This is a genomic window from Pseudomonas sp. NPDC089752 (assembly GCF_044748725.1).
In the GTDB taxonomy this organism is placed as follows: Bacteria; Pseudomonadota; Gammaproteobacteria; order Pseudomonadales; family Pseudomonadaceae; genus Aquipseudomonas.
Map to the genome: position 1 here is coordinate 25,593 of NZ_JBIVGP010000008.1, position 12,361 is coordinate 37,953.

Annotated in this window: 10 protein-coding genes; 4 read left to right on the forward strand and 6 right to left on the reverse strand. The window is 62.8% G+C overall.

All coding sequences use genetic code 11. The features are described 5' to 3' along the window. Position 1: 1 nt before the first annotated feature. Positions 2 to 1,090: a polyamine ABC transporter substrate-binding protein gene (locus tag ACIPZF_RS15030; RefSeq protein WP_400800663.1), complete on the reverse strand. Its 1,089-nt coding sequence runs from the start codon at positions 1,088 to 1,090 to the stop codon at positions 2 to 4. A 66-nt stretch (positions 1,091 to 1,156) separates the two neighbouring features. Beyond that, complete coding sequence (locus ACIPZF_RS15035; RefSeq protein ID WP_400800666.1) at positions 1,157 to 2,515, reverse strand: glutamine synthetase family protein; 1,359 nt, start codon at positions 2,513 to 2,515, stop codon at positions 1,157 to 1,159. Between the two features lie 184 nt (positions 2,516 to 2,699). Between ACIPZF_RS15035 and ACIPZF_RS15040 the strand changes: the two genes are divergently transcribed. Both ACIPZF_RS15040 and ACIPZF_RS15045 read left to right on the forward strand, forming a co-directional pair. Next, on the forward strand, positions 2,700 to 3,599 hold the full coding sequence (locus ACIPZF_RS15040) for a helix-turn-helix domain-containing protein (protein WP_400800669.1): 900 nt from the start codon (positions 2,700 to 2,702) through the stop codon (positions 3,597 to 3,599). 40 nt (positions 3,600 to 3,639) lie between these two features. Beyond that, positions 3,640 to 5,547: a hypothetical protein gene (locus tag ACIPZF_RS15045; RefSeq protein ID WP_400800672.1), complete on the forward strand. Its 1,908-nt coding sequence runs from the start codon at positions 3,640 to 3,642 to the stop codon at positions 5,545 to 5,547. Between the two features lie 36 nt (positions 5,548 to 5,583). Here ACIPZF_RS15045 and ACIPZF_RS15050 read toward each other — a convergent pair whose 3' ends face one another. Continuing rightward, the gene (locus ACIPZF_RS15050; RefSeq protein WP_400800673.1) at positions 5,584 to 6,969 is read right to left on the reverse strand and encodes an aldehyde dehydrogenase family protein; all 1,386 of its coding nucleotides are present in this window, start codon (positions 6,967 to 6,969) and stop codon (positions 5,584 to 5,586) included. Between the two features lie 105 nt (positions 6,970 to 7,074). Between ACIPZF_RS15050 and ACIPZF_RS15055 the strand changes: the two genes are divergently transcribed. Both ACIPZF_RS15055 and ACIPZF_RS15060 read left to right on the forward strand, forming a co-directional pair. Then, positions 7,075 to 7,941 carry a LysR family transcriptional regulator gene (locus ACIPZF_RS15055; RefSeq protein WP_400801242.1) on the forward strand — a complete coding sequence of 289 codons (867 nt, stop codon included), beginning with the start codon at positions 7,075 to 7,077 and terminating at the stop codon, positions 7,939 to 7,941. A 442-nt stretch (positions 7,942 to 8,383) separates the two neighbouring features. Further along, positions 8,384 to 8,905 carry an acyloxyacyl hydrolase gene (locus ACIPZF_RS15060; protein WP_400800676.1) on the forward strand — a complete coding sequence of 174 codons (522 nt, stop codon included), beginning with the start codon at positions 8,384 to 8,386 and terminating at the stop codon, positions 8,903 to 8,905. Between the two features lie 69 nt (positions 8,906 to 8,974). Here the strand turns inward: ACIPZF_RS15060 and ACIPZF_RS15065 are convergent, their stop codons facing one another. From ACIPZF_RS15065 to ACIPZF_RS15075, 3 genes are all read right to left on the reverse strand, one after another. Further along, positions 8,975 to 9,865, reverse strand: a complete 891-nt coding sequence (locus ACIPZF_RS15065) for a universal stress protein (protein WP_400800678.1) — start codon at positions 9,863 to 9,865, stop codon at positions 8,975 to 8,977. A 91-nt stretch (positions 9,866 to 9,956) separates the two neighbouring features. After that, on the reverse strand, positions 9,957 to 11,372 hold the full coding sequence (locus tag ACIPZF_RS15070) for an efflux transporter outer membrane subunit (protein ID WP_400800680.1): 1,416 nt from the start codon (positions 11,370 to 11,372) through the stop codon (positions 9,957 to 9,959). A gap of 17 nt (positions 11,373 to 11,389) precedes the next feature. Then, positions 11,390 to 12,154, reverse strand: a complete 765-nt coding sequence (locus ACIPZF_RS15075) for a helix-turn-helix transcriptional regulator (protein ID WP_400800682.1) — start codon at positions 12,152 to 12,154, stop codon at positions 11,390 to 11,392. Positions 12,155 to 12,361 lie beyond the last annotated feature (207 nt).

Below are 12,361 nucleotides of genomic sequence, written 5' to 3' on the forward strand. Positions count from 1 at the left end.
CTCAGCGGTTGGACTTGATCTTGCTCCAGGAGCGGGTCATTTGCCGCAGGATCGGCGGGCTCTGCATGGTGGAGACATAGAGTTTGTCCAGCACATCTTGAGGTGGATAGATTTCAGGGTTGTTCACCAGGGCCGGATCCATGTCGGCCTTGGCATCCGGGTTGGCGTTGGCGTAACCGACCGTGGCGCTGACCTTGGCGATCACCTTCGGGTCAAGCAGGTAGTTGATGAACGCCAGCGCCTGCTCGGGGTTTTTGGAATCCTTGGGAATGGCCAGCAGGTCGAACCATAGATTGCTGCCTTCCTTGGGAATGCTATAGGCGATCTTGACGCCGTTGCCGGCTTCTTCGGCTCGGTGCGCAGCCTGCAGCACGTCGCCGGAGTAACCGAAGGCCACGCAGACATCTCCGTTGGCCAGGTCAGAAACGTATTTGGAAGAGTGGAAGTAGGTGATGTAGGGGCGCAGCTGCAGCAGCCGGGCTTCGGCCTTCTTGTAGTCGTCGGCCTTCTCGCTGCGTGGATTCATCCCCATGTAGTTGAGGATGGCCGGGAACAACTCGTCGGGAGAATCCATGAACGCCACGCCGCATTGCTTGAGTTTTTTCAGGTTCTCGGGCTCGAACAGCACCGCCCAGGAATCGATGCGCTCGATCCCCAGCACCGCCTTGACCTTCTCGACGTTATAGCCGATGCCGTTGGTGCCCCACAGGTACGGCACCGCGTACTGGTTGCCGGGGTCGTTCTGTTCAAGCTGCTCGAGCAGCTTGGGGTCCAGGTGCTTCCAGTTCGGCAGCTTGCTGCGGTCCAGTGGCAGGAAGGCGCCGGCCTGGGCCTGGCGAGCGAGGAAATGGTTCGAGGGCACGACCACGTCGTAGCCGGTGCGGCCGGCGAGTAGCTTGCCTTCAAGGGTTTCGTTGGAATCGAACACGTCATACACGACCTTGATCCCGCTGGCGGCCTGGAAGTCGGCCAGCGTCGTGTCACCTATATAGTCGGTCCAGTTGTACACGCTGACGGTGGGCTGGGCCTGGGCGGCTGCACCGAACAGCAGGGTGAATGCTGCGGGAATCAGGGTTTGCAGATGACGCATGTCGACACCTCTTTGGTCTTGTTCTTCGAGTTCGGTGTAGGAGGGGCGCACATGCGCCCCAGGCGATCAGACGCTGAGCAGTAGGAATTCACGCTCCCACGAACTGATCACACGCTTGAAGTTTTCATGCTCGGCACGCTTGACTGCCACGTAGCCCTGGACGAACTGCTTGCCCAGGTACTGCTGCACGGTCTCGCAATCTTCCATGTGCTGCAGGGCGTCCTCGATGGTGATCGGCAGGCGCAGGTTGCGCCGTTCGTAGGCGCGGCCCTGCACCGGCGCACTTGGGTCAATCTTCTCGACCATGCCCAGGTAGCCGCACAGCAGGCTCGCGGCGATCGCCAGGTAAGGGTTGGCGTCGGCGCCCGGCAGGCGGTTTTCCACGCGCATCGCCTCGGGACTGGAAGTCGGTACTCGTAAACCGGCGGTACGGTTTTCCTCGCCCCACTCGACGTTGACCGGTGCTGAGGTGTCCGGCAGGAAGCGGCGGAACGAGTTGACGTTGGGTGCGAACATCGGCAGCAGCTTGGGGATGTACTTCTGCAGGCCGCCGATATGGTGCAGGAACAGCTCGCTCATGCTGCCATCGTCATTGGCGAACACCGGCTTGCCGGTGGCAATGTCGACCACGCTCTGGTGCAGGTGCATGGCGCTGCCCGGCTCATCGGTGATCGGCTTGGCCATGAAGGTGGCGGTGACGTTGTGCTTGAGCGCTGCTTCGCGCATGGTGCGCTTGAACACGGTGATCTGGTCGGCCAGATCCAGCGCGTCGCCGTGGCGGAAGTTGATCTCCATCTGCGCCGGGCCGTCTTCGTGGATCAGCGTGTCGAGGTCCAGGCCTTGCAGTTCGCACCAGTCGTAAACGTCTTCGAACAGCGGATCGAATTCGTTGGCGGCGTCGATCGAGAACGACTGACGCCCGCTTTCAGCGCGGCCCGAGCGGCCCAGCGGTACTTGCAGCGGCAAGTCCGGGTCTTCGCAGCGCTGGGTCAGGTAGAACTCCATCTCCGGCGCGACGATTGGCTGCCAGCCCTTGTCGGCATACAGCTTGAGCACCTTCTTCAGCACGTTGCGCGGCGACAGCTCGATCGGGTTGCCCTGTTTGTCGAAGGTGTCGTGAATGACGATCGCGGTAGGTTCGATGGCCCAGGGGATCTGGTACACCGCCGTGGGGTCGGGGCGGCAGACCATGTCGATGTCGGCGGCATCGAGCAGGCTGTAGTAGATATCGTCATCGACGTAGTCGCCGGTAACGGTCTGCAGCAGCACGCTTTCTGGCAGGCGCATGCCACGCTCGTGGAGGAACTTGGCGGTCGGCGCAATCTTGCCGCGGGCGATGCCGGTCAGGTCGCTGATCACGCATTCGACTTCGGTGATCCGGTGTTCTTTCAGCCAGGTGGAGAGCTGATCGAAGGGGGCGTTCATACAGACCTCTTGGTTGGGTTTTATTGTGGGAGCGGGCTTGCCCGCGAAGGCCGTTACTGGCATTCGAAATAGTCAGCCCTTCCCAGGTGATGCGCTGGCGACTATCTTGGTCGCAGCCCCCCGGGGCGATCTATCCATTTTCTTCGGCAATGAATGCACCAAAAGAGTGCAAATAGGACAAAGCGTGACAACGCCCAACGCCTTGCAGGTCCAGGCTTTCCACACCACCGATGTGACCGAGCAGGTGCGTGCCACCCCCGGTTGGCAACAGCAGTACCGGCAGATGTCGCCAGGGCATTTCAGCGGCGAGCTGCGATGTCTGGGGCTCGATGGCGTGGAGGTGTACGAAGAACGCCTGAACACCCGGGTCGAACAGTTCTTCCGCGCCCCAAGCGGTTCGCTGGCGTTCTGCTTCGACCGCAGCGAGAACAGCCTGTACCTGCTCAACGAGCAGAGTCGCAACATCTGGATCACACCGGAGAATTACCAGGAAGTCGCTGTGGTGTTCGACCAGGCCTTCCTGGCGCGCCATGGGCTTGACCCGCAACGCCTCGAAGGCCTGTTCATGGTGCCGCTGGGCAGTGGCCAGAACGCGCTGTTCGGCAGTTGGCTCAGTGCCACTCTGACCCGGCTTGGCCAGGCCGACTGCCCGCTGGAAGGGCAGGCGCTGGCCGAGCAGCTGCTTGAGGACTGCCTGTTCATCCTGGATAACGCCTGCCAGCGGCTGAAAGGTGGTGCACTGGGGCGTCGCGGGGAGGAGCGGGCGATCATGCAGCGGGTCAGCGAGTGGGCCGCTGATTGCCCGGAAGAAACACTGAATTTGATGGAGTTGGCCGATGTTGCGGGCGTTTCTCTGCGCCAGTTGCAACAGGCATTCAAGGCCTTTACCGGCATGCCGCCAGCGCAATGGTTGCGATTACGCCGCCTCAACGGTGCCCGGCGTGACCTGCTGCGCGGTGGCGAAATAACCGTGGCCGAAATCGCCATGCGTTGGTCGTTCTGGCATTTGGGGAGGTTTTCAGAGAGTTACAGGCAATTGTTCAAGGAATTTCCGAGCGAGACGCTGCGGCGCAGACGGGCCTGAAACCTGCTATCGTGCCAGGCAGTTTCCACCCGAGGTTGCGATGTTCTACCTGCCTTTGCCCAGCGACCAGGCCGACCGCCTGGCCAGCGAACCCACTGACTTCTTTCACACCGCCAGCCTGACCGAGGCTGCTGCGGTGTTGTTCGTGCAGAACCTGCCACGGCAACCTGGCAACGTCTCTGCCGATGCGCAAGAGCGGCGTTTTGCAGAAATCGTGCGCATTGCCAATGAAGTGCAACTGGCTGCCCCTGGGCGTTTCCAAGGCCAGGTGGCACAGCATTTCGACCGCGAGGCGTTCGCCATGGGGCTCGGTATGCTGGGCGAGAACGGGGTAGCGCTGGTCTCGCCAGAGGTCGAATACACGGCAGATGAGTTCCAGGATGCCGAGGGGCAATGGAATTTCCAGTTCGCCGACAGTTACCGCCAGCGGGTAACGCCGTTGCACCCGGTGTACCTGCCCTCACTGGCAAGCGATCTGCTGCTCAGTGATCAGCAGAACCGGCTGTTGCGCGAGTTTCTCTCGGGTGTGGACGAATCAGTGGCGGTGCAGGGCTTTGCCGGCACTGGCAAGACCTTCCTGATCCACCAGTTCGCACGCCTGCTCGATCCGCAGCGCACCTTGCTGCTGGCCCTCACCGAAGGCCAGCTGCGAGCTCTGCAGGCGCGGGTCAAGGATGCTGCGGCGTATACGGCGATGACTTTCGGCCAGTTGGCCGACCAGATCCTCAACCGCGACCTGACCAGCAACGGCTGGCGCCTGCGCGACCCTTACCGCACCAAGCTGTCGTGGCGCCCGCAGGAAGCACAGGTGGTGAAATGGCTCGCCATCCCCGACATCGGCCCACTGGCCGCGCGCGATGTGGTGGCCCTGTGCATCAAGGCCGTGCGCAGCTTCTGCCGCAGCGGTGACAGCCAATTGCAGCTGCACCATCTGCCCTGGGCCGGCCCCGGTACCTCGCCGCTGGACCAGCAAGTGCTGCTGGAGAAGGCCCGCCTGTATTGGCAGGAGCTGATCCGCCCTTCATCGCGTGAGGTGCAGCTGCCCGTGCGCGATTACCATCGGGTCAAGCTGCTGTCGCTGACGGCGGAGCTGATCGACAGCCGTTACACCCACGTGATCGTCGACGAGGCCCATGAGCTGTCGGCGCCGATGCTCAGTGTGCTCGACCGCAGCCCGCAGTCGGTCATCGCCCTGGGTGACGAACTGCAGAACCTCAATGGCCTGAGCCCCCACCATGGCGGTTTCATCCGCCAGCGCTACATCGACCATTCGCTGCGGGCCGGGCCGGCCATGGACAGCGTGCTGAATCCCTTGATCCAGGCGCACCCGGCGGCTATCCAGGCCGCCTTCAGCGGCAGTGCCGAGCATTACACCCGGGTCAGCTTCTTCGACACCGTGACGGTACCCTCGCAGCCTACCGCGTTGATCGTCGATGACGAGTGGGGGCTGTTCGGCTGGTTCCAGCGCCTGACCCACCAGGGCGTGCCGTTCGTGCTGCTGAAAAGCGCGCGCAAGGACTTCGAGCTGTTCGTCGAGGATTGCATCGAGTTGTACCGTCACGGTACGCGACCACGTCACCCGATGCTGTTCCGCTACCCCAGCTGGCAGGCACTGGAGCAGGACAAGGGCGATGACAAGGCCTTCGTCGCCGTGGCCAACATGCTGCGCAAGGGCTATACGCCGGAGCACTTCGCCAAGGCCAAGAGCCGTTACCGCTGGGACAAGGCGCCCAAGCTGTTCCTGGGCCGCGTACGGGATGTGAAGAACATGGAGTTCGCCCGGGTGATGGTGTCGCCGGAGCTGATGGTCGCGCCGGTAACGGCGGGTAATCGCAATGAACGGGCGAGGATGCTGGCGGGGTTGTATACCGCGTGTTCGCGGGCGCGGCATGAGTTGATCGTGCCGGGCGGGATGCTGGACTGGGTCAAGGACCAGGTCCGCGATTGAGATTTTTGGGGCTGCTTTGCAGCCCCAGCAATGCAATCAGTTACGATCCAGCCACACCGTCTGCGCATTGGTGAACTCCCGCACCCCAAAGTGCGACAGCTCGCGCCCGAAACCACTCTTCTTCACCCCACCGAAGGCCACACGGGGGTCGGAGGCGCAGTAACCATTGATGAACACGCCACCGGTATCCAACGCTGCGGTCATGCGCTCGGCCAGGGCGTAGTCTGCGGTGTAGATGGTCGCCGCCAGGCCGAATTCGCTGTCGTTGGCCAGGTCCACGGCATGTTCGGCATCGCGGGCGGTGATGATCGCCGCTACCGGGCCGAACAGCTCCTGCTTGAATGCGGTCATTTCCGGGGTGACGTTGGCGAACACGGTCGGTGCATAGAAGTTGCCCACGCCCTCGATCTTGTTGCCGCCCAGCAGTAGCGTGGCACCTTCGGCCAAGGTCGCCTGGACCTGGCCATCGAGCTCGTCGCGCAAGTCATAGCGGGCCATCGGGCCGATGTAGGTGTCATCTTCCAGCGGGTTGCCGACTTTCAGCTGGCGCGTCGCCTCGACGAACTTGCTGGTGAATGCTTCGGCGATGCTTTCTTCGACGATCAGGCGCTTGGCGGCGGCGCAAACTTGCCCGGTGTTCTGGTAACGGCCAATCACGGCAGCCTTGACCGCCGCATCCAGGTCGGCGTCGGCCAGCACGATGAACGGGTCGGAGCCGCCGAGTTCGAGTACGCACTTCTTCAGTGCGGCGCCGGCCTGGGCACCGATGGCCATACCGGCGCGCACACTGCCGGTGAGGGTCACGGCGGCGATGCGTGGATCGTTGATGGCGCGGGTGACGCCCTCCGGGGTGACGTTGAGCACCTCGAACACGCCTTCAGGCAGTCCGGCGTCCTTGAACAGCTCGCCCAGCAGGTAGGCGCTGCCCATCACGTTTGGCGCGTGCTTGAGCACATAGGTGTTACCGGCCAGGATCGCCGGCACGGCGCCCCGCAGTACTTGCCAGATCGGGAAGTTCCACGGCATCACCGCCAGAATCGGGCCCAGTGGGCGGTATTCGATGCGTGCTTTTTCAACCTGGGTCGGTTCAGCGGCGAGCATTGCCGGGCCGTGCTCGGCATACCACTGGCACAGGCCGACGCACTTGCTCACTTCGCCACGGGCCTGGCTGATCGGCTTGCCGATTTCCCGGCTGATCATTTGCGCGAATGTTTCGGCCTTGGCCTGCAGGGTGTCGGCCAGGGCCATCAGGAACTCGCTGCGCTGACCCAGCGACACCTGGCGCCACTGGCGATAGCCAGCCTTGGCACGTTGCAGCGCCGCTTCCAATGCGGCGTTGGTGTCGAACGGGTAGCTGCCGATCTGCTCGCCGCTGTGCGGGTCGAGGGAGATGGCGTGGGTCAGGCTGCTGATCTGGCTCATGGCTGGATACTCGTTGTTGTTAATCAGTGAGGCCAGACTAGTGGGCTAGGGGTTTAATGAAAACTGAATAATAATGAGCGAAACATTCACGTTTGGAGAATGACTGTGGACCTGGTGCAACTGGAGATCTTCAAGGCCGTGGCCGAGCAGGGGAGCATCAGCGCCGCTGCCCAGCATATTCATCGGGTACCGTCCAACCTGACCACGCGCATCAAGCAACTGGAAGAAGACCTTGGCGTCGAGCTGTTCATCCGCGAGAAGAGCCGCCTGCGCCTGTCGCCCGCTGGCTGGAACTTCCTCGAATACACCCGGCGCATTCTCGACCTGGTGCATGAGGCGCGGTTGACGGTGGCCGGCGAAGACCCGCAGGGCACCTTCGCTCTGGGGTCACTGGAGAGTACGGCGGCAGTGCGCATCCCGGCATTGTTGGCGGCCTACAACCAGCGTTACCCCAAGGTCGACCTCGACCTGTCCACCGGCCCGTCCGGGACCATGCTCGAAGGCGTGTTGTCCGGGCGCCTGGTAGCGGCTTTCGTCGATGGCCCGCTGTTGCACCCGACGCTCGAAGGCATGCCGGTGTTCGAAGAAGAGATGGTGGTCATCTCGCCGCTCAACCACGCCCCGGTAAGCCGTGCCCAGGACGTCAATGGCGCGAGCATCTACGCCTTCCGCGCCAACTGCTCGTACCGCCACCATTTCGAGAACTGGTTCGTCCAGGACCAGGCAGTGCCTGGCAAGATCCACGAGATGGAGTCGTACCACGGCATGCTTGCCTGCGTCAGCGCCGGGGCAGGGCTGGCCATGTTGCCGCGCAGCATGCTCGACAACATGCCAGGTTGCAGCACGGTCAGCGCCTGGCCGATGTCGGAGGATTTCCGATACCTCAAGACCTGGCTGGTGTGGCGCCGGGGGACGGTGTCGCGCAGCCTGAGCATGTTCGTGAAACTGCTTGAGGAGCGGCGCGCGGGGTGACCATTAGGTATACCATGAGGTCTGCTGCGCCTATGAGATCGAGCGCCGCCCGCGCGGCGCATCGCGAGCAACGCTCGCTCCTACGTTTGTTTCGAGCCAATTTGACCAGTGACATTTGCGCGCGAACGCTTTGTCGCATGGCGCGGTATCGCGTCGTACCAACAAAGCGGCCGCGCGCGCCTGTCACTGACGTTACTGGCCCGAAACAAACGTAGGAGCGAGCGTTGCTCGCGATGCGCCGCGCGGGCGGCGCTCGATCTAAAGGGCGCTAGAACTTCAAAACCAGGCAGATGAGAGCCATTTAACTTTCAACTTTCTGTTTATCTAGTCAATAATCAGAAAAGTATTACCTCGTGTGACCGATTGGATGCATCGGCCACCGTAAAAATCGAGAGGCGAAAAGCCTCCGCTTGCCCGTGTTGACCATCAGGAGAAGTCATCGATGAAAACCCGTCTCGCCACTGCACTGGCGGCTGCCGTATTGGCTTTTGCCGGGGCCAACCTGGCCCAGGCCGCACAGATTTCGGGCGCCGTGGGCGCTACTGGTCAAGGGGATATGACCTACCGTATCGGCTTGGCTTTCGACTGGAACAAGAAGTGGCTGGAAAGTAGCACTGGCTATGTGAGCGGCTATTGGGATGCTGCCTACACCTACTGGGAAGGCGGTGACGCCAGCGGAGCCCATTCGCTGTCGTTCAGCCCGGTGTTCACCTACGAGTTCAGCGGCTTTACCTACACCCCGTACATCGAGGCCGGTATCGGCCTGGCGGCATTCTCCAAGACCGACGTCGGCGATCAGCGCATGGGCTCGGCATTCAACTTCGAGGACCGTATCGGCTTTGGCCTGAAGTTGCCAGGGGAGCAAAAAGTCGGCATTCGCGCGATGCACTACTCGAATGCCGGTATCAAGCAGCCAAACGACGGCATCGAGTCTTACTCGCTGTTCTACAGCAGGGCTTTCTGAACTCGGGTTGCATAGCCGGGATCGAGCGGCGTTCCCCTGTCGCTCGATCTTACCGGCGCAAATGAAGCGTCAGCCCAGCCCTTTGATCGCCAGCACGTTACATAGCGGATGCTCCACGACATGCGCCGTGGTCCCACCGAGGAAGGTTTGCATGGCGTCATGCCGGTGGCTGCCCATCACGATCACATCCACCCGGCTATGGCTGACGAACTGGGCAATCGCCCGAATGGCGCCCCCTTCCAGGAAGTGCCGACGCTCCAGGGGGATTTGATGATGGTCGCCCAGGCGATTGAATGCCGCCCGTTGCGAGGTGCGCACGCTGCTTTCGAAACCGGGCATGGTCACCGTGCCGGCGCCGAAGTCGGCGATGTGGGTCTTTGCCGCATCGCACACATGCATCAGATGCAGCTCGGCGTTGCATTGCAGGGCCAGGGCATGGGCGCAGTGAATCACCTGCTCGTCGAGGTGTTCGCCAGCACCCACGCTGTTGAGGTCTACCGCCGCCGCGATCTGCCGTGGCAGCGGCAGGCGGATGTCGCTGACCAGGTGCACGGCCACCGGGCTGTCCTTGAGCAGCTGCCAGTCCAGTGGCGTGACCAGCAGGCGCTTGAGTACCGGCTCGTGCTGCACGTCCTTGACCAGCAGGTCGCAGCCCTGTTGCTCGATTCGCTCTATCACGCTGCCCAGCGGGTCGCGCGTCAGCAGCAGCTCGGTAGACACATCCAGGCCGGCATTGCGCAACTGCTCGGTGGCGTCGGCCAGCCATTGGCGGTTGTCGGCCAGTAGCCGCTCGCGTTCGCGGCCGTCGCTCATCAAACCAAACGTGTCGACGTCGTCGACGAACACATTGATATCCAGCAGTGCGCCGCTGGATTCAGCCAAAGCCGCCGCGCGCTGCAGCGCTGGCGTGTAACGCATCTGCGGGCCGAGCATGACGAACAAACGCTTGAACTGGCTCATCGCACACCTCCACGTGTGGGCAGCCCCCCGGTTCATGCCTGTTGATCTTGTCAGTTCAGTCTAGACCCGTAACGGCAGGCACTGCGGCCCATCACATCGACGTGCTGGAGACCTCGGCTTCCTGCCACCCCCCACCCAACGCTGCATACAGGTTCACCTCCGCCACCAATTGTGCCAGCCGATCGCCGATCAACCCCTGCTGCGCGCTGAACAGTGAACGTTGCGCATCAAGGAACGTCAGGCTGCTGTCCACGCCAATGCGGTAACGGTGCTCGGCCAGGTTGTAGTAACGCTGGTTGGACGCCACCAGCTCGCGCTGGGCCTGCAATTGGCGTTGGTAGGTCGCGCGTGCCGCCAGCCCGTCGGCGACTTCCTGAAACGCGCCCTGGATGGCCTTTTCGTATTGGGCCACCTGGATATCCTTCTGCAGCTGCGCATAGTCCAGGCTCGCGCTCAGGCTCCCGGCGGTGAAGATCGGCAGGCTGATCTGGGGTTGGAACAGCCAGGTACCAGTGCCCGCGTCGAACAGGCCATCGAGCTGCGGGCTGGTGGTGCCGGCGTTGGCGGTCAGGCTGATGCTGGGGAAGAACGCCGCCCGCGCTGCACCGATGTTGGCATTGGCCGCTTGCAGCTGAAATTCGGCCTGGAGAATGTCCGGGCGGCGGTGCAGCAGGTCCGAGGGCAGGCCAGCGGGCAGGCCGGCGATCTGCTCGGCGGCCAGGGGCAGGGCGGCCAGGCTGTCGTCTACGGGCGCGCCCACCAGCAAGGTCAATTGATTGAGGTCTTCGGCCACCTGACGTTTGTAGCGCGCCACCGCAGCGCGGGTGCTATCGACACTGGTGCGTGCCTGAATCTGGTCCAGCGCCGAAACCGTACCCGCACGGCGCTGATTGACGGTGAGGCGCAGGCTGCGTTCATCGGCGGCCAGGGTATCCAGCGACAGCGTGAGCAGCTCCTGGTCGGCGCGCCAGGTCAGATAAACGCTGGCCACGCTCGCCACCAGGCTCAATTGTGTACTGCGCCGCGCCTGATCGCTGGCCAGGTAGGTGAGCAGCGCCTGATCGCTGAGGCTGCGTAGCCGGCCGAACAGATCGAGTTCGTAAGCGCTGACGCCCAAGGTCGCTGCGTAGGTCGAAGAGATCACGCCCTGGTCGGTGCCGGTCATGCTGCGCGGCAGGTATTGACGCTTGCCTTGGGCGTCGGCGCTGACCTTGGGCAGCAGGTCGGCGCGCTGGATACGGTATTGCGCCCGGTAGGCCTCGACGTTCAACGCCGCCGTGCGCAGGTCGCGGTTATTGGCCAGGGCGCTGTCAATCAGCTGGCGCAGCACCGGGTCCTGAAACACCTGTCGCCAGTCCTGAGCCGGCCTGCGCGCCCGCAGGTCGCCCTGATACCCCGGCCCTTGCGGGAACTGCTCGCTGACCGGTGCCGCCGGGCGCTGGTAGTCGGGCACAAGAGAACAGCCGCCCAGCAAGGCGGCGCAGAGGATAAGGGCATGTCGGGGCATCACCGGTTCTCGCACGGTCAGGCGCCTGCCATCCATTTAGTCAGGCCGTGGCGGCCACTGACCCTCAGTTTGGCGGTGGCACGCTTGAGGTAGGTTTCGATCGAGCTGTTCTTCACGTTCAAGCGTTGTGCCATCTCGGGCACAGTGCCGCCGGTAAGCAGGCCCAGGCAGACTTCCTGTTCTCGGCTGGACAGCTTCACCGCCTCCTGGGCCAGACGTTCGGCAAAGGATTGGCGCAGCGATCCGGTGTCCGGCTCCGAAGCGGGCGCGCCGCTGCGGGGGGGACTCTGACCCAGCCGCTGGCCATGGTGCTCGACCAGCGGCAGCAAGGTGTCGGAAAGGGTCTTGAGCTGGGACAGTTCGGCCAGGGTAAAGCCCCGTTGGGTGGGCAGGCGATGGAAGCAAATGACCCAGCGGCGGTCGCCACTGCGCGACACCAGGTGGCATTGGTGGGCACTGTGGGCGTCCGACGGCGCCTTGAACTCGATCAACAGGGGGTCTTGCATCTGCATGATGCTGCGCAGCAACGGGTGGCGCAGCGTGTTCTCACTTGGCGGTGGCTCAGCCCCGGCGCTGCCAAGCAGCTTGATACGCCGGATACTGGCCTGACGTGGGTCGAGGGTCCATTCGCTGAGGTCGAGCCTGTGGATCGGCACTTGGGCGTCGACCAGGTGAAACATCTGCTCTGCAAATCCATCGGCACCGCTGCTGGCGATCAATTCACCCAGTTGCAGGTACAGCTGAGGGTCAGGGCGGTGTTCGAGGCTGGCGGTCAGCTTCATAGTCCTTTTCGTCCTTGATTCAATACGTTACGGCGGGTGGTCTCGCGTTCGAGTTCTCCGAGGGGTGGGCGGTGTGATGGCGCTATTCAATCTCGACCGGGTTGTTGAGTCTGTAGTGGAAAACCGGGACAGAAAATGCCAGCAATCACTGTAGGACACAGCGGCATATGGGCAGCGGCACCAAGGCTGTTTCGGCAGCTAGCCAGT